Origin of the sequence: Pseudonocardia sp. T1-2H, from assembly GCF_038039215.1 — a bacterium.
Taxonomy (GTDB): domain Bacteria; phylum Actinomycetota; class Actinomycetes; order Mycobacteriales; family Pseudonocardiaceae; genus Pseudonocardia.
Map to the genome: position 1 here is coordinate 2,506,685 of NZ_JBBPCL010000001.1, position 16,887 is coordinate 2,523,571.

16 protein-coding genes and 1 pseudogene are annotated in these 16,887 nt (G+C 72.9%); 11 read left to right on the plus strand and 6 right to left on the minus strand.

Annotated features, from left to right (window positions below):
- Positions 1 to 10 precede the first annotated feature (10 nt).
- Positions 11 to 859 carry a (2Fe-2S)-binding protein gene (locus WBK50_RS12490; RefSeq protein WP_341335762.1) on the minus strand — a complete coding sequence of 283 codons (849 nt, stop codon included), beginning with the start codon at positions 857 to 859 and terminating at the stop codon, positions 11 to 13.
- Positions 860 to 986: 127 nt separating this feature from the next.
- Between WBK50_RS12490 and WBK50_RS12495 the strand changes: the two genes are divergently transcribed.
- The 5 genes from WBK50_RS12495 to WBK50_RS12515 all read left to right on the plus strand — a co-directional run bounded on the left by WBK50_RS12495 (position 987) and on the right by WBK50_RS12515 (position 5,360).
- Positions 987 to 2,045 carry a FecCD family ABC transporter permease gene (locus tag WBK50_RS12495; RefSeq protein WP_445942247.1) on the plus strand — a complete coding sequence of 353 codons (1,059 nt, stop codon included), beginning with the start codon at positions 987 to 989 and terminating at the stop codon, positions 2,043 to 2,045.
- On the plus strand, positions 2,042 to 3,133 hold the full coding sequence (locus WBK50_RS12500; protein WP_341335763.1) for a FecCD family ABC transporter permease: 1,092 nt from the start codon (positions 2,042 to 2,044) through the stop codon (positions 3,131 to 3,133). Before WBK50_RS12495 ends, WBK50_RS12500 begins: the two co-directional genes overlap by 4 nt.
- Complete coding sequence (locus WBK50_RS12505; protein ID WP_341335764.1) at positions 3,130 to 3,978, plus strand: ABC transporter ATP-binding protein; 849 nt, start codon at positions 3,130 to 3,132, stop codon at positions 3,976 to 3,978. The genes WBK50_RS12500 and WBK50_RS12505 overlap by 4 nt, the downstream gene beginning before the upstream one ends.
- A gap of 45 nt (positions 3,979 to 4,023) precedes the next feature.
- Entirely contained in the window at positions 4,024 to 4,875 is an 852-nt protein-coding gene (locus tag WBK50_RS12510) for a PPK2 family polyphosphate kinase (RefSeq protein WP_341335765.1), read from the plus strand.
- 119 nt (positions 4,876 to 4,994) lie between these two features.
- A complete protein-coding gene (locus tag WBK50_RS12515) occupies positions 4,995 to 5,360 on the plus strand; it encodes a hypothetical protein (protein WP_341335766.1) in 366 nt (121 codons plus the stop codon).
- Between the two features lie 3 nt (positions 5,361 to 5,363).
- On the opposite strand, the gene WBK50_RS12520 is transcribed toward WBK50_RS12515, so the two are convergent.
- The 3 genes from WBK50_RS12520 to WBK50_RS12530 all read right to left on the minus strand — a co-directional run bounded on the left by WBK50_RS12520 (position 5,364) and on the right by WBK50_RS12530 (position 8,282).
- Entirely contained in the window at positions 5,364 to 6,365 is a 1,002-nt protein-coding gene (locus tag WBK50_RS12520) for an inorganic phosphate transporter (RefSeq protein ID WP_341335767.1), read from the minus strand.
- A 90-nt stretch (positions 6,366 to 6,455) separates the two neighbouring features.
- Complete coding sequence (locus WBK50_RS12525; RefSeq protein WP_341335768.1) at positions 6,456 to 7,094, minus strand: DUF47 domain-containing protein; 639 nt, start codon at positions 7,092 to 7,094, stop codon at positions 6,456 to 6,458.
- A 45-nt stretch (positions 7,095 to 7,139) separates the two neighbouring features.
- Entirely contained in the window at positions 7,140 to 8,282 is a 1,143-nt protein-coding gene (locus tag WBK50_RS12530; protein WP_341335769.1) for an acyl-CoA dehydrogenase family protein, read from the minus strand.
- An 84-nt stretch (positions 8,283 to 8,366) separates the two neighbouring features.
- On the opposite strand from WBK50_RS12530, the gene WBK50_RS12535 reads away from it, so the two are divergent.
- The 6 genes and pseudogenes from WBK50_RS12535 (at position 8,367) to WBK50_RS12560 (ending at position 15,605) form a co-directional block, all read left to right on the plus strand.
- Entirely contained in the window at positions 8,367 to 9,446 is a 1,080-nt protein-coding gene (locus WBK50_RS12535; protein ID WP_341335770.1) for an alpha/beta hydrolase, read from the plus strand.
- A gap of 16 nt (positions 9,447 to 9,462) precedes the next feature.
- A complete protein-coding gene (locus WBK50_RS12540) occupies positions 9,463 to 10,440 on the plus strand; it encodes an aldo/keto reductase (protein WP_341335771.1) in 978 nt (325 codons plus the stop codon).
- Positions 10,441 to 10,602: 162 nt separating this feature from the next.
- Positions 10,603 to 11,916, plus strand: a pseudogene (locus tag WBK50_RS12545) (FAD-binding oxidoreductase); the annotation flags it as partial.
- Between the two features lie 37 nt (positions 11,917 to 11,953).
- On the plus strand, positions 11,954 to 13,183 hold the full coding sequence (locus WBK50_RS12550) for a class I SAM-dependent methyltransferase (protein ID WP_341335772.1): 1,230 nt from the start codon (positions 11,954 to 11,956) through the stop codon (positions 13,181 to 13,183).
- Positions 13,184 to 13,208: 25 nt separating this feature from the next.
- Positions 13,209 to 14,612, plus strand: coding sequence for a WS/DGAT/MGAT family O-acyltransferase (locus WBK50_RS12555; RefSeq protein ID WP_341335773.1), 1,404 nt, complete (start codon positions 13,209 to 13,211; stop codon positions 14,610 to 14,612).
- 72 nt (positions 14,613 to 14,684) lie between these two features.
- On the plus strand, positions 14,685 to 15,605 hold the full coding sequence (locus WBK50_RS12560; protein WP_341335774.1) for a GNAT family N-acetyltransferase: 921 nt from the start codon (positions 14,685 to 14,687) through the stop codon (positions 15,603 to 15,605).
- Positions 15,606 to 15,609: 4 nt separating this feature from the next.
- Here WBK50_RS12560 and WBK50_RS12565 read toward each other — a convergent pair whose 3' ends face one another.
- Positions 15,610 to 16,440: a fructosamine kinase family protein gene (locus tag WBK50_RS12565; protein WP_341335775.1), complete on the minus strand. Its 831-nt coding sequence runs from the start codon at positions 16,438 to 16,440 to the stop codon at positions 15,610 to 15,612.
- On the minus strand, positions 16,437 to 16,850 hold the full coding sequence (locus WBK50_RS12570; RefSeq protein WP_445942248.1) for a low molecular weight protein-tyrosine-phosphatase: 414 nt from the start codon (positions 16,848 to 16,850) through the stop codon (positions 16,437 to 16,439). Before WBK50_RS12570 ends, WBK50_RS12565 begins: the two co-directional genes overlap by 4 nt.
- Between the last annotated feature and the right edge of the window lie 37 nt (positions 16,851 to 16,887).

Genomic DNA, 16,887 nt, shown 5'->3' on the forward strand with positions numbered 1-16,887 from the left:
GGGCCGAGGGTCAGGGCAGGGCCGTGTAGCGGCGCAGGCGCTCCTCGTCCGACGTCCGCGGGCAGGTCGAGCACGACACCTCGCGGTCCGCCGGGCCCTCCGGGCACACCCGGTAGTAGAAGCAGCAGGAGACCCGGCGGCGGGTCAGCCACTTCCGGTCGTGCCCGTCGACGATCCTGCGCAGCGTGCTCCGCTGCGCGAACTCCACGGTCCCGCCCGGCAGCACCCGTCCTCCCTCGAGGAGCGCCGTCGCGGGGTCCGGGGGGTGGGTCGTCCCGTCCTCCGCGCACCACAGGCCGGTGTCGAGCCCGTCGAAGAAGGCGCCGAGCAGCGCGCGCCGGGGGAGCGGCGAGCCCGGGCGGTAGCCGGCCAGGAAGGCGTCCGCGTGCGCGCGGACCTGGGCGCGCAGCGTCGCGGCCAGCGCGTCGACGTCCGGGACGACCGTCGCGAACGGATGCGCGGCCTCGGCGTCGTCCGGCAGGCACCAGAACCGCTCGTCGAGCAGGGCGTAGGCGTCTGGGATCGGGTTGCCGGGCTCGCGGTGGAACGCGAGCGAGGACGGATCGAGCCGGGGGACCCGGCGGGCGTGCCGGAAGAAGACCGCGCCCACGGTCCCGACGACCCCGGCGTACCAGTGCAGGACGTAGGCGCTCGCGGTCGCCGGGTGGGCCGCTCCGTACCAGCCGGGCAGCGCCTCGAAGGCGGCCGACTCCCAGGCCGCCACGTCGACGTCGGCGCACACCGTCCAGCCCGGCCCCGAGGCCGTGTGCATCCCGACGGGGACGCCGGCCGGACGCTGCATCACGACGGCGGCGGCGGTGCGGGTCAGCGGGGTCGGGGAGACCTGGACGACGCTCATCGTGGGTAAGGCTACCCTCATCTCAGGTGAGCAGGGTGTCCTTCTTTAGTTGGAGGCTTACCTCACTTAGGGTGGGTTGAACGGCGGCGTCGGGCGTCGGGCGGGAGAGCCAGTGGAGGTTTCCGGAGTGACGACCATCGCGAGGACGCCCCCCGGGCAGCCCCGGGCGCGGCCCGTCCGGCGGAGCCCACTGCGCCGCCGCCGGCTCGTCGGCCTGCTCGTGCTGGTCGTCCTGCTGCTGGCGGCCTGCTTCGCCAGCGTCGCCTTCGGCACCAAGATCATCGCGTTTCCGCAGGTGTGGAGCGCGCTGTTCGCCCCCACCGGCACCGAGGACGACATCGTCGTCCGCGCGCTGCGGATCCCGCGGACGGTCCTCGGCGTCCTCGTCGGGATCGCCCTGGGCCTGGCGGGTGCGCTGATCCAGGGCCACACCCGCAACCCGCTCGCGGACCCCGGCCTGCTCGGGGTGAACGCGGGGTCGGCGTTCTTCGTGGTCCTGGGCATCTACCTGTTCGGCGTCACCAGCCTCCTCGGCTACGTCTGGTTCGCCTTCGCGGGTGCCCTCGTCGCGAGCGTCGTGGTGTTCACCCTGGGCTCGATGGGCCGGGGCGGCCCGACGCCGGTGACGCTCGCCCTCGCAGGCGCGGCGCTGACGTTCCTGCTCAACGCGCTGGTCTCGGCGGTCGTCCTGATCGACACGGACACCCTCGACGCCTACCGCTTCTGGAACGTCGGCTCGCTCGCCGGGCGGGACTCCTCGATCGCCGGCCAGGTCGTCGGCTTCCTCGCGGTGGGCGCGGTCCTCGGTCTCGCGAGCGCTCCGGGGCTCAACGCCCTGTCCCTGGGGGACGACGTGGCGCGTTCGCTCGGGCACTCCGTCCGCCGCACCCGGGTGCTCGGCATCGTCGCGATCACCCTGCTGGCCGGCGGGGCGACCGCCGCGTGCGGGCCGATCGCGTTCGTCGGGCTGGTGGTGCCGCACGCCGTCCGCGCGTTCACCGGCCCGGACCACCGCTGGCTGCTGCCCGCGTCCGGGCTGCTCGGCGCGGTGCTGCTGCTGGCCGCGGACGTCCTCGGCCGGATCGTCGCGAGACCCGGCGAGCTGCAGGTGGGCATCGTCCTCGCACTGGTCGGGGCGCCGTTCTTCATCGCCCTGGTGCGCCGCCGCAAGATGGTGGCGGTATGAGCACGGCCCTCCGTCGGGACCCGCCGCGGGTCCCGGGCCGCGTGCCCTTCCGTGCCGCCGGGTTCTCCGCCGTGTGGCGCCCCCGCACGGCGCTGGTGATCGCCGTCGGGCTGGTCGTGCTCGTCCTCGCGATGGCCGTGAACATCGGCCGCGGCGAGTTCCCGATCAGCATCCCCGAGGTCCTCGCGGTCCTGTCCGGCAGCGGCGACGGCGGCCAGCGGTTCATCGTGCTGGAGCTGCGGCTGCCCCGCTCACTGACCGGGGCGCTCGTCGGGGCGGCCCTGGCTGTCTCGGGCGCGATCATGCAGGCGATCGCGCGCAACCCGCTGGCCAGCCCGGACATCATCGGCATCACCTGGGGCGCGAGCGCCGCGGCCGTGGCGGTGATCGTGCTCGGCGGGTCCGCGGGCTCGGTCGTGGGGCTGCTCGCGACCACCGGGCTGCCGATCGCCGCCCTGCTCGGCGGCCTCGTCTCAGCGGCGCTGATCTACGGCCTGGCCTGGCGCAAGGGCGTGCAGGGCTTCCGGCTGGTGCTGGTCGGCATCGGGATCAACGCCGCGCTCGTGGCGCTGGTCAACTGGCTGCTGATCGTCGCCCGGATCTACGAGGCGGCCCGCGCGCAGGTGTGGCTCAACGGCAGCCTCAACGCCCGGGGCTGGGAGCACGTGCTCCCGGTCGGGATCGCGCTGGCGATCCTGGTGCCCGCGGCGCTGATCCTCGGCTTCGTGCTCGGCGGCCTCCAGTTCGGCGACGACACCGCCCGCGGCCTGGGCATCCGGGTCGACCTGGCCCGGACCCTGCTGCTGCTCGTGGCCGTCGGGCTGGCCGCGATCGCGACGGCGTCCGCCGGGCCGATCGCCTTCGTCGCCCTGGTCTCGCCGCAGATCGCGCAACGGCTGGTCCGCTCGGCCCGGCCGCCCCTCGGCGCGTCGCTGGTGATCGGCGCCGCGCTGACCGTCGTCGCGGACGTCGTGGCGCGGACCGCGTTCGCCGGGGTGGAGCTCCCGGTCGGCATCGTCACCGCCGTCCTCGGTGCCCCGTACCTGCTCTATTTGCTCGTTCGCCAAGGCCGGGAGGCACGCGCATGACCAGCTCCACCACCGCCCCCGACGTGGACACCGCGCCGCACCCGCTCGCCGGCACCGCCCGGCTCCGGGCCGAGGGCCTCCGCCTGGGCTACGGCGACCGCGTGGTCGTGGACCACCTGGACCTCGAGGTCCTGCACGGGACGATCACGGCGGTGATCGGGCCCAACGGCTGCGGGAAGTCCACGATGCTGCGCGCGCTCGGCCGGCTGCTGGCGCCGTCGAAGGGGCACGTCCTGCTCGACGGCCGGCGCATCGACCGGATGCCCACGAAGGAGGTCGCGACCATCCTGGGCATCCTGCCCCAGGCCCCGAGTGCCCCCGAGGGGCTGACCGTCGGGGACCTCGTCGCCCGCGGCCGGCACCCGCACCAGACCTGGTACCGCCAGTGGTCCTCCGACGACGAGGACGCCGTCGCCGAGGCCCTCGAGTGGACGGGGATCGCGGACCTCGCCGAGCGCCCCCTGGACGAGCTGTCCGGCGGGCAGCGCCAGCGCGCCTGGATCTCGATGGCGCTGGCCCAGGGCACGGACGTGCTGTTGCTGGACGAGCCGACGACGTTCCTCGACCTCGCCCACCAGGTCGAGGTGCTGGAGCTGGTGCGCCGGCTGCACGACGAGGCGGGCCGCACCGTCGTCATGGTCCTGCACGACCTGAACCTCGCCGCGCGCTACACCGACCGGCTCGTCGCGATGAAGGACGGGCGGATCGTGAAGGCGGGGGAGCCCGGCGACGTCCTCACCGAGCGGCTGCTCTCCGAGGTCTTCGGGCTCGACGCCCGGGTCATCCCGGACCCCGTGGCCGGCACCCCGCTCGTCGTCCCGATCGGAACGCGCCCCACCGCCTGAGCGCGGAGGCGGGCCGCCGTGATCCACGGTCGGTAGGGTTCCTGCATGGCGAGCGTGCGGGACAGGTTCCGCGTTCCGCAGGGCCCGGTCGACCTCGCGGCGATCGACCCCCGCGGGCGACCGACCGGGCCGAAGGACAAGGCGGCCGCGGCGAAGGCCGTGTCCGAGCTGGGCAGCCGGCTCGACACCCGGCAGGAGACCCTCTTCGCCGAGGGCGTGGGCGGCGGGACCCGCTCCCTGCTCCTCGTGCTGCAGGGCATGGACACCTCCGGCAAGGGCGGCGTGATCAGGCACGTCGTCGGCCTGATGAACCCGCAGGGCGTGCGCATCGCCTCGTTCAAGAAGCCGACGCCGGAGGAGCGCCGCCACCACTTCCTCTGGCGGATTCGCAAGCAGGTCCCCGAACCCGGCCGGATCGGCGTCTTCGACCGCTCCCACTACGAGGACGTGCTGGTCGTACGGGTGGACGGGCTGGTCCCCGAGGAGGTGTGGCAGGCCCGCTACGCCGAGATCCGCGAGTTCGAGGCCGGGCTGGCGGCCGCGGGCGTCCGGATCGTGAAATGCATGCTGCACATCTCGCCCGAGGAGCAGGCCGAGCGGCTGCTGGCCCGCCTGGACGACCCGCAGAAGCGCTGGAAGTACAACCCGGGAGACCTCGACGCCCGCGCGAAGTGGCCGGCGTACCAGGAGGCCTACGCCGCGGCCCTGCAACAGTGCGACTCCGACGTCGCCCCCTGGTACGTCGTGCCGTCGGACCACAAGTGGTACCGCAACTGGGCGGTCGCGGCGATCCTCGCCGAGACCCTGGACGAGATGGCGCCCGTCTTCCCACCCCCCGATTACGACGTGGCGACGGAACGAACCCGACTGCTCCGGCTCACGAACCCCGGGTCGTGATCTCCCACCCCTGCGAGCCGCGGAGCCTTCCCCGTCGGGTCGCGGTCCTCCTGTCGGTTGCTGCGCTCGCGGTCGTTCTCGGGGGGTGCTCGAGCGGTGAGCCCGCTCCGGTCGCCCCGTTGCCGACCACGACCGCGGCCGGTCCGGACCACGCCGATCCCGACAGGGCCGCCTGCGCCCGGCACGCCGAGTCCGGCGCGCTGGTCCGCCGGGTCGTCGCCGAGATCGAGAAGGGCCCCGTACTGCCGGCGGGGGTCGCGATCATCCTGGTGGGCAGTCGTTCCGGCTACGCGACGCCCGGTTCGACGGACCCCGCGCTCACCGCGGCGCTGCAGGAGGTCGGGGCCGCCATCGACGACCTCGACCAGCAGGGACACGCGAAGCTTCCGCCCGGCGGGGACGTCGCGACGAGCAAGGTGGCCCTGGACCCGGCCCGGACCGTCGCCGCCCTCGACGCCGCCGACGCGGCGTGCGCCGGGAGGTAGGCCCTACGTCAGGAGCGGGTGCAGGATCCAGAACGAGACGGCCGCGCAGAGCCCGGCGGCCGGCAGCGTCAGGACCCAGGCGACGGCGATGTTCCCCGCGACGCCCCAGCGCACCGCCGAGAGCCGCTTGGTGGCCCCGACCCCGAGGATCGCCGAGGTGATCGTCTGGGTCGTGGAGATCGGCGCCGCGAAGACGAACGCCGTCGTGTAGAGGATGGCCGACGCCGTCGCCTCGGCCGCGAACCCGCGTGGCGGGTCCAGGTCGATGATCCGCCGGCCCAGCGTCCGCATGATCCGCCAGCCGCCCGAGTAGGTGCCCGCGGACAGCGCGCCGGCAGAGATCAGGATGACCCACCACGGCACGTCGGTGCCCTGGTGGAACCCGCCGACGACGAGCGCCAGCACGATCACGCCCATCGTCTTCTGGGCGTCCTGCAGGCCGTGGCCCAGCGCCATCGCGGCGGCGGAGACCGTCTGCGCGAGCCGGAATCCACGGTTGACCTTCGTCGGCCGGCTGTCCTTGAAGATCCAGAGCAGCGCGATCATCACGATGCCGGCCAGCAGGAACCCGACGACGGGGGAGACCAGCATCGGGATGATCACCTTCTCCAGCACCCCGCCCCATTTCACGGTGTTGGCCGAGGCCAGCGCCGCGCCGACCAGGCCGCCGATGAGCGCGTGCGACGAGGAGGACGGCAATCCGAAGTACCAGGTGATCAGGTTCCAGATGATCGCCCCGATCAGCGCGCAGAGCACCACGATCAGGCCGGAGAGGCCCTGTGGCGCCGAGATGATCCCGCTGCCGACCGTCGACGCGACCGACGTCCCGAGGAACGCGCCGAACAGGTTCATCACCGCCGCCATCAGCAACGCGGCCTTGGGGGACAGCGCCCGGGTGGAGACGGAGGTGGCGATCGCGTTCGCGGCGTCGTGGAAGCCGTTGGTGTAGTCGAACCCGACGGCGACGACGATCACCACCAGGACGGCGATGAGCTCGACGCTCATCGCACCCGCTCGCTTCGCGAGCTCGACCCGAACCGGATGGTCACGGTGCGGGGGCGCTGTGACACCGCTGCGCTCGCAGGCTCGCGCATGTCACGCTTCCTTGACGGCGATGCTCTCGACCGTGTTGGCCACCGTCTCGAACGCGTCCGCCGCGTCCTCGAGGGTGTCCACGACCTCCTTGAGCTTGATCACCTCGAGCACTTCCGACGGGTCCGTGATCGGGTGCTCGGGGGAGAGCAGGGCGGAGAGGACCTGGTGGTAGGCCCGGTCCCCCTCGTCCTCCAGGGAGTTGACGTGGATCGTGTACTCGTGCAGCTGGTCCACCTTCTCCAGCTTGGGCATCGCCTCGGCCGTGGCCGCGGCGGCGCGCTGCAGCACGTCGACCTGGGTGGCCATCCCCGGCGGGAGGGCTCCGAGCCGGTAGAGCACGATCCGGTCCGCGGCCTCCTCGATCGCGTCGACGACGTCGTCGAGGGAGGACGCGAGCCGGTAGATGTCCTCCCGGTCGAACGGCGTCACGAACACCGAGTTCAGCTTCACCATGATCTCGTGGGTGACGTCGTCCCCCGCGTTCTCGGCGTCCTTGACCCGGCGCGCGAAGTCCGCCCGCGCGTCGGGCTCGGCAGCGACCAGCTTCGCCAGCTCGTCCGCGGCGACGACGATGTTCTCGGCGGCGCGCGTGAAGAGCGGGTAGAAGCCACGCTCGTGCGGCGTCAACCTGAAGGCCATGCGGGAGTTTCTACCTGTTCACCTTCTCGACACGTTCGGCGGGCGTCACCCGACGAGTGATCGTCCGATGATCTCCTTCATGATCTCGTTGGTGCCGCCGTAGATCGCCTGCACGCGCGAGTCCACGAACGCCTTCGCGATCGGGTACTCGAGCATGTAGCCGTAGCCGCCGTGCAGCTGCACGCACCGGTCCACGACCCGCTTGAGCAGGTCCGACGTCCACCACTTGGCCTTGGCGGCGTCGGGCACGGACAGCTCCCCGGTGACGTGCTCGGTGAGGCAGCGGTCGACGAACACCCGGGCGACCGTGATCTCGGTGTCCATCTCGGCGAGCTCGAAGCGGGTGTTCTGGAACTTCGCCACGCTGCGGCCGAACGCCGTGCGCTCCTTCGTGTACTCCAGGGTGTGCCGCAGGGCCGCCTCGGCGCCGGCCACGGACGCCACGGCGATGGAGAGCCGCTCCTGGGCGAGGTTCTGCATCAGGTAGATGAAGCCCTGGCCGACCTCGCCGAGGACGTTGGCGGCCGGGACCCGGACGTCGGTGAAGCTCAGCTCCGCGGTGTCCTGCGCCTTCATCCCGACCTTCTTCAGCCGGCGCCCGCGCTCGAACCCGGGCATCCCGCGCTCGACGACGAGCAGGCTGAACCCCCGCGCGCCCGCCTCCGGGTCGGTCCGGGCGACGACGACGACCAGGTCCGCGAGGATGCCGTTGGTGATGAAGGTTTTGGCGCCGTTGAGGATCCACTCGTCGCCCTCGAGGCGGGCGTTGGTCGCGATGCCCTGCAGGTCCGAGCCCGTGCCCGGCTCCGTCATCGCGATCGCGGTGACGATGTCCCCGGAGCAGAAGCCGGGGAGCCAGCGCTTCTTCTGCTCGTCGTTCGCGAGGCGCAGGAGGTAGGGCGCGACGACGTCGTTCTGGAGCGGGAAGCCGATGCCGCTGGCGCCCGCGGCGACCAGCTCCTCGGTGAGGATCGCGTTGTAGCGGAAGTCCGTGCTGCCGCCTCCGCCGAACTCCTCGGGGACGTCCATCCCCAGGAGGCCGGCCTTGCCGGCCGCCCGCCAGACCTCGCGGTCGACCTGGCCGTCCTCCTCCCACTGGTCGTGGAACGGGACGATCTCCTTGGCGGTGAAGGTCCGGGCGAGGTCACGGAACGCGTCGTGATCGGCGTCAAAGATGTCGCGCTGCATGACCGCAGTGTCACATACCCGTGAGTAACTTGGTTCGGGACTCGCGGGCCAGCCGTGGCCTGGGCAGGCCGCTACGCTGCACCGATGCAGCGCCGAGCTCTGATCGGACGCGTCCTCGGCGGCGTCCCCACGGTCGCGGCGAACGTGTGGGACTCCACCGTCGCCGGCGGGGTCGCGGACCTGCGCCGGATGCCGCGCACCGAGATCGCGCGGGACCCGGGCGGGGTCCTGTACCGCTACGACCCGGTCCCCGGCGCGGGCGAGCACGGCCCGCCGGTGGTCCTGATCCCGCCGCTCGGGGCCCCGGACTTCGCCTACGACCTGCGCCGTGGCTGCTCCCTCGTCGAGCACCTGCTGCTCGGCGGGCGCCGGGTGTACCTCGTGGACTACGGCCCGATCTCCTTCGCCGAGCGCGGCCTCGGCCTCGAGCACTGGGTCGACGGCGTGGTGCCCCGGACGCTCCGTCGGGTCTCCGACGAGGTGGGGGAGCCGGTCCACGTCGTCGCATGGTCGCTCGGCGGGATCTTCGCGATGCTCGCGCTGGCGGCGGCGAGCGAGGCGGGGGACCCGCTGCCGGTCCGGTCGGTGACGGTGATCGGCAGCCCCGTCGACATCGCGGCGGTACCGCTGGTGGCGCCGCTCCGCCCGCTCGCCGAGGTGGCCGGGGGCCGGCTCGTCTCGGCGCTCTACCAGGCCGCGGGCAGCTTCCCCGCCCCGATCGTGAGCTGGGCGTTCCACCTGGCCACGGTCGACCGGCTGTTCACGAAACCGTTGGTCGTGCTCTCCCGCCTGGACGACCGGGACACCCTCGCCCAGATCGAGGCCGTGGACCACATGATGAACAACATGCACGGCTACCCGGGTCGGGTGTTCGGGCAGCTGTTCCACCTGCTGCTGCGCAGCAACGACCTCGCCGTCGGCAGCCTCGACCTCGCCGGCCGCACGGTGAAGCTCTCGGCGGTCGACGTCCCGGCCCTGGTCGTCGCGGGGCGGAACGACGTGATCGCGCCGCTGAAGGCGGTGCACCGGACCGTCGAGCTCCTGTGCGGCTCTCCCGAGGTCCGGTTCGAGACCGCCCCGGGCGGCCATCTCGGGGTCCTGACCGGCCGGAAGGCCCGCACGACGACCTGGCCCGCGCTGGACGCGTTCCTCGACTCGCATTGATGGGCACACTGGGGCCATGCGCCATCTCGAGGACCTCGGCACCGCGTCCCCCTACTCCGTCATCGGCCTGGGCACCTGGCAGTTCGGATCCAGGGAGTGGGGCTACGGGGACGACTTCGAGGCGGAGGCGGGCCGGATCGTGGCCCGGGCGCGCGAGCTGGGCATCACCGTGTTCGACACCGCCGAGATCTACGGCTTCGGGCGCAGCGAACGGATTCTCGGCAAGGCCCTGAAGGAGAGCGGCGGGACGGACGGGCTGGTCGTCGCGACGAAGATCTTCCCCGTCCTGCCGACGGCGGCGGTGGTGCAGCAGCGGGCGATCGCCAGCGCCCAGCGGCTCGGGGTGCGGACCATCGACCTCTACCAGGTGCATCAGCCCAACCCGCTGGTCTCCGACGGGACGACGATGCGCGGCATGCAGGCGCTCCGCGACGTCGGCCTGATCCGGGAGGTCGGCGTCTCCAACTACTCCTTGAAGCGCTGGAAGTCGGCCGAGGTCAAGCTCGGCTCGAGGCTGCTGTCCAACCAGGTGCAGTTCTCGATGGTCTCCCGCGCGCCGATGGCGGAGATGCTGCCGTGGGCGCAGCGGACCGGCCACGTCGTGATCGCCTACAGCCCGCTCGGCCAGGGCCTGCTGTCCGGGCGCTACGACGCGGACCACCGCCCGACCAACGGCGTCCGGTCGGCGAACGCGATGTTCCTGCCGGAGAACCTGGACGCGGCCAAGCCCATGTTGGACACCCTGCGGGACATCGGCTCCGCGCACGACGCGTCGCCGTCGCAGATCGCGCTGGCCTGGACCGTGAGCTTCCCGAACGTCGTCGCGATCCCCGGGGCGTCGAGCGTCGAGCAGGTGGAGAGCAACGCCGCGGCGGGGGACATCCGGCTCACCGACGACGAGGTGGCCGCCCTGACGGCCGCCGCGGAGGCGTTCCAACCGGTCACCGGCTTCCCGGCGATCCCCAAGCTGGTTGCGGCCCGCCGGCGGTCCTGAGTGTCCGGAATGCCGAGCAAAGGGCGTTTCGTGACGCAACGACAGTGACGTACGCCTGTCCATCAGGGACTGACGGGACGCGGCTCGCGGGTCTAGCGTTGATCCGTGAGCTCGGTCGCGACGAACAGACAGGACGGTGCTCGGGCTACCCATGACGCCGTCGTGGCGGACCTGGTCCGCCGCTACCGCCAGGTACCCCGGGGCACCCGCGTCCGGCTCGGCAAACGGACGTCGAACCTCTTCCGCTTCGGCGACGCCCCGTCCACGGACGTCGTCCTCCTGGACACCTCGGCCCTGACCGGTGTCCTCTCGGTGGATCCCGTGGCCCGGACCGCGGACGTCCAGGGCATGTGCACCTACGAGACGCTCGTCGACGCGACGCTGGCGCACGGGCTGATGCCGCTCGTCGTCCCGCAGCTGAAGACGATCACCCTCGGCGGGGCCGTGACCGGGCTCGGCATCGAGTCGACGTCGTTCCGGCACGGCCTGCCGCACGAGTCGGTCCTCGAGATGGACGTGCTGACGCCGTCGGGCGAGCTGGTCACGGCCGCTCCGGGCGGCGAACACGCCGATCTCTACGACGCCTTCGCCAACTCCTACGGCACCCTCGGCTACGCGCTGCGGCTGCGGATCGAGCTGCAGCCCGTCGCGCCGTACGTGAAGCTGACGCACCATCGCTACGGGGACCCGGCCGCCACCACGGCCGGGATCGAGGCTCTCGCGGATCCGAAGGGTTCGATCGACTTCCTGGACGGGACCGTCTTCGACGCCGGCGAGCAGTACCTGACCGTCGGGCAGTTCGTCGACGAGCCGATGCCCGGCGCGCAGGTCTCGGACTACACCGGCCTGCAGATCTACTACCGCTCGTTGCAGCGCCGTCCGGTCGACCACCTGACCACGCACGACTACCTGTGGCGCTGGGACACGGACTGGTTCTGGTGCTCGCGGGCCTTCGGCGTGCAGAACCCGCTGGTCCGCCGGGTGTGGCCGGGCCGCTACCGACGCTCGGACGTCTACCGCCGGCTCGTCGCGCTGGACCAGCGGCACGGGGCGAGCAACGCGGTCCGCCGGGCGCTGGGACGTCCCGAGGAGGAGATGGTCGTCCAGGACGTCGAGATCCCGGTGGAGCGGCTGCCGGAGTTCCTCGAGGCGTTCGACCGCGAGGTCGGGATCTCCCCGGTCTGGCTGTGCCCGCTCCGGCTGCGGGGCCGGAAGGTCTGGCCGCTCTACCCGATGGAGCCGGACCGGCTCTACGTCAACGTCGGCTTCTGGTCGTCGGTGGCGATCGCCGGGAAGCCGGACGCGCACAACCGGTTCGTCGAGGAGCTGGTCGGGAGCCTCGACGGGCACAAGTCGCTGTACTCCACAGTGCACTACGACCGGCACGAGTTCTGGGAACGGTACAACGGCGCGGCGTACCGTGCCGTCAAACAGCGGTACGACCCGGACGGTCGGCTGCCGGATCTGTACACGAAGGTCTCCGGGGCGGGGGAACGAGCAGATGAGTCAGAAGATGCGGGTCGCCGACGTGTTCGCCGGTGTGATCGGCGAGGACGCGCCGGTGCGGGTGATCGGCTACGACGGCAGCAAGAGCGGCCCGGACGACGCCGAGGTCGCGCTGCGCGTCGAGTCGCCGCGGGCGCTGGCCCGGCTGGTGTCGGCTCCCGGTTCCCTGGGCCTGGCCCGGGCGTACGTGACGGGCGAGATCGAGGTCGAGGGCGACCTGTTCGTCGCACTCTCCGCGCTCGCGGACGTCACGCTGCACTCGGTCTCCAGGGCTGAGGCGGCGAGGATGGTCCGCCGGCTCCTGCCGCTTTGGCTCAAGCACCGCCCGTCCCCGCCGGACCTGGAGGCCCGCCCGCGCGGGCGGCTGCACTCCAAGCGCCGGGACAGCCAGGCCATCTCGCACCACTACGACGTCTCGAACACCTTCTACGAGTGGGTGCTCGGCCCGTCGATGACCTACACCTGCGCGGTCTACCCGAGCGCGACGTCCACGCTCGAGGAGGCCCAGGCCACCAAGTACGAGCTGGTCGCGAACAAGCTGGACCTGCAGCCCGGCATGCGGCTGCTGGACGTCGGCTGCGGCTGGGGCGGCATGGTGATGCACGCCGCCGCCGAGCACGGCGTCAAGGCGCTGGGCGTCACGCTGTCCCGCGAGCAGGCCGCGTGGGCGCAGGCGGCCATCGAGCGGCGCGGCCTCGGTGACCTCGCCGAGGTCCGCCACCTGGACTACCGGGACGTCCCGGAGACGAACTTCGACGCGGTCAGCTCCATCGGGCTCACCGAGCACATCGGGAAGTCCCAGCTGTCGTCGTACTTCGGGTTCCTGCACGGCAAGCTGCGCGCCGAGGGCCGGCTGCTCAACCACTGCATCACCCAGCCGCGCACCACGAGCAACCGCAAGGTCGACCCGTTCATCGGCCGCTACGTCTTCCCGGACGGCCAGCTGGAGTCACCCGGCCTGCTGATGACCGAGATGAACGACGCCGGGTTCGAGATCCGGCACGAGGAGAACCTGCGCGAGCACTACGCGCTGACCCTGCACGCGTGGGGCGCCAACCTCGAGGCGCACTGGGACGAGGCCGTCGCCGAGGTCGGGCTGGGCCGGGCCCGGGTGTGGCGGCTGTACATGGCCGCCTGCGCGCTCGGCTTCGAGCGGGACAACATCCAGCTGCACCAGATGCTCGGGGTGAAGCTCGGCGCGCAGGGCTGGTCCGGGATGCCGCTGCGGGGCTGGTAGCCGGGCGGCTGGTAGACACGGCTCCGTGGTCCAGGATCGGCTCTCCCCGCTCGACGCGTCCTTCCTGTTCATGGAGGAACGCACGACCGCGATGACGGTCGGCGGGGTGATGACGTTCGACCCGCCGCCCGCCGGGGACTTCGACACCGAGGCGTTCACCGCGCTCATCGGTGAGCGCCTCGCCCTCGTGCCCCGCTACCGGCAGAAGGTCCGCGAGGTGCCGGGGCGGCTCGGCCTCCCGGTCTGGGTGGACGACCAGGACTTCGACCTGGACTTCCACGTCCGGCGCTCCGCGCTGCCCGCGCCCGGGACGGACGAGGCGCTGCGCGAGCTGGTCGGCCGCCTGCTGTCCCGCCAGCTCGACCGCTCCCGGCCGCTGTGGGAGATCTACCTGGTCGAGGGCTTCGAGTCCGACCGGCTCGCGGTCGTCACCAAGACCCACCATGCGATGGTCGACGGCCTGGCCTCCATGGACGTCGGTGCCGTCCTGCTGGACCGCACGCCGGAGCCGCGCACGGTGGAGGCCGACGACTGGCAACCGCGTCGCGAACCGAGCGGCCTGAGGCTGGCGGCGTCCGCCGTCGTGGAGAACATGCGCCGGCCGCGCAGCGCGTTCGAGGCGATGGTCCGGGCGGGTTCCGACGTGCGCCAGGTCGCGTCCGGCGTGGTGCGCGGCGTCGGCGGGGTGGTCGAGGCGGTGCGCGGGGCCGGCCGGCGTGACTCGCTCGCACCGCTGCACGGCAGGACCGGGGAGCAGCGCCGGTTCGGGATGGCCCGGACGTCGCTCGCGGAGCACCGCACCATCCGGCGGGAGCAGTGCGGACCGGGCGGGACGGTGACGGACGTGGTCCTCGCCGTCGTCGCGGGGGCGTTGCGGCGCTGGCTGATCAGCCGCGGGGAGCCGCTGCTGGAGGGCAGCACCGTCCGGGCGATGGTGCCGGTGAGCGTGCGCGGCCGAGGCGGCCCGGCGGTGTCCGGCAACCGGATCTCCGCCGTCTTCGTCGAGCTGCCGGTCGGCGAGGCGGACCCCGGGGAGCGGCTGCGGCTGATCTCGGAGGGGATGGCGGCGGGCAAGCAGCGCGGCCGCTCCGCCGGCACGTCCGCGGTCGTCGGCCTCGCCGGGCTCGCCACGCCCGCGATGCACGAGATGGGTGCGCGGCTGTCCAACCGGCTCTCCGGCAGGCTGTTCGACGTGCTGGTCACGCACGTGCCCGGGCCGCCGCGGCCGCTGTACGCGATGGGCGCGCGGATGCGCGACATCTACCCGGTGGTGCCCCTGGCGCACGGGCAGACGGTCGCGATCGGCGTGACCTCCTACGACGGCACGGTCTGCTACGGCCTCAACGCGGACCGGGACGCGATGCCGGACGTCGGCGTGCTCGAGGTGGCGCTCGACGAGTCCCTGGCCGAACTCCGCGACTCACCCTAGGCGACAACGGGTTCCGCGCGAACGGACCAACCGCCGTCGGGGGGACGGGGCCGAGGGTGCATCCTCTCGATCATGCACGTCGACCTCCGTCCACTGGAGCGCGGTGATCTCGGGGCCGCGAACCGGGTGTTGCGGGACGCGTTCGGGGCGATGCTCGGCGAGGACACGCTCGGCGACACGGACCCGTTGGGCACCCGGCTCGCCGCCGGGCACGTCCGCGGCATCGGCGCGTTCCTGAGCGGCGTGCTCGTCGGCTCGGCGCTGGTGACGCGCTGGGGGAGCGTCGGCTTCGTCGGCCCGCTGTCCGTTGAGCCGGCCCTGTGGGGCCGCGGCATCGGGTCGCGGCTGCTCGGCGCCGTCGGCGGGATCCTGGACGGCTGGGGCGTCACCCACCGGGGCCTGTTCACCTTCGCCCACAGCCCCCGCCACCACGCCCTCTACCAGCACTTCGGGTACTGGCCGCGGTTCCTGACGGCGTTGATGTCCAGCGAGATCCCGGCCGGACTGCCGCGGGGCACAGGGTGGTCCGTGCTCTCCGCGCAGGCGGACGGGCGGGCGGCCCTCGCGGCCTGCGCGGAGCTCGCCGAGGCGGTGCACCCCGGGCTCGACCTGACCGCGGAGATCGCCGCGCTGCAGGCGCAGCAGCTGGGCGACGTCGTGCTCGTCGGAGACCCGGCCCGTCCGGACGCCTTCGCGATCTGTCACGACGGCCCGGGCACCGAGGCCGGTGCCGGCAAGGCCTATGTGAAGTTCGGCGCGGCGCGTCCGGGGGACCACCACGCGTTCGCCGCGCTGGTCCGGTCCTGCCGCGGGCACGCGGCGGCGGTCGGCGCGCGGCTGCTGGTCGTGGGGGTCAACACCGCCCGTCACGACGCCTACCGCCACCTCGGCGAGGCCGGGTTCCGCACGGACGTCGCGGGCGTGACCATGCACCACGGGAACGCGGCGGGCTATGACCGCCCGGAATCCTACGTCCTCGACGACTGGCGCTGAGGGCTCACGCCGCGAGCGCCCGCCGGGCCGCCTCGGCCGCCTGCGCGGTGTATCCGCCGCCGAACAGCACCGTGTGCACGAGCAGCGGGAACAGCTGGTGCAGCGGCACCCGCTCCTGCCAGCCGTCGGCCAGCGGGGCGGTGTCGTCGTAGGCGCCGAGCACCGCGTCGAGGTGCGGGCAGCCGAACAGCGCCAGCATCGCGAGGTCCGTCTCGCGGTGCCCGCCGTGCGCGGCCGGGTCGATGATCCACGCGCCGTCCGGGGCCCAGAGCACGTTGCCGGACCAGAGGTCGCCGTGCAGCCGGGCAGGCGGCTCCGCCGGGCCCGCGAGCTCGGGGAGCCGGGCCAGTACCTGGTCGAACGGGCCCGTGTCCAGGCCTTTCGCGCGCCGCACGTACGGCAGGATCCGCTGCTCGGCGTACCACTCCGGCCAGCTCGGCCGGGGCTGGTTGCGCATCCCGGTGCCGCCGATCCACGCCTCGGTGGGTCCGCCCGGGGGCGGGGACCCGAACGCGTCCGCGCCTGCGGCGTGCAGGGTGCCCAGCCGGATCCCGAACTCGACGGCGGTCTCCCACGTCGGGCGCCCGGCCGGCACCTCGGTGCTGACCAGCCACTCGTCGTCCACGGCCAGGACCTCCGGCACGGCCGGCCCGCCCTCGACCCGCAGCCAGCTCAGGCCCGCGGCCTCGGCGCGGACCGACGGGCCCCGCTTCACCACCACGCTGCGCCCGTCGTCGAGCTCGACGCGGTCGACCGGCCCGCCACCGCCCCGGGCGTCACCGCCCCGGGCGCCGGTGCCGAGCAGCCGGGCCGCGGCGTCGGACGCCCTGCTCACAGGCCCTTCTCGACCTGCTCCAGCAGCCCCGGCATTGCCGCCTCGATCATCGCCAGCACCTCGTCGAACCCGTCCGGCCCGCCGTAGTACGGGTCCGGGACCTCCGCGTCGTCGGCGGACGCCGGATCGAAGGAGCGCAGCAGCCGCACCCGCTCCGGCTCCGGGACGTTGCTGCGCAGGCTGCGGAGGTGCCCGGTGTCCAGCGCGACCAGCAGGTCCGCGGACAGGATCCCGGAGTCCACCTGCCGGGCCACGTGCGCGTCGTCGTACCCGTGGGCCCGCAACGTCTTGGCGGCCCGCTCGTCCATCGGCTCGCCCACGTGCCAGCCGCCCGTGCCCGCGCTGGAGACGGTCACGCGACCGCCGAGGCCGGCCTCGGCGAGGGCGGCGGCGAACACCTTCTCGGCCATGGGGGAACGGCAGATGTTCCCGGTACAGACGAAACTG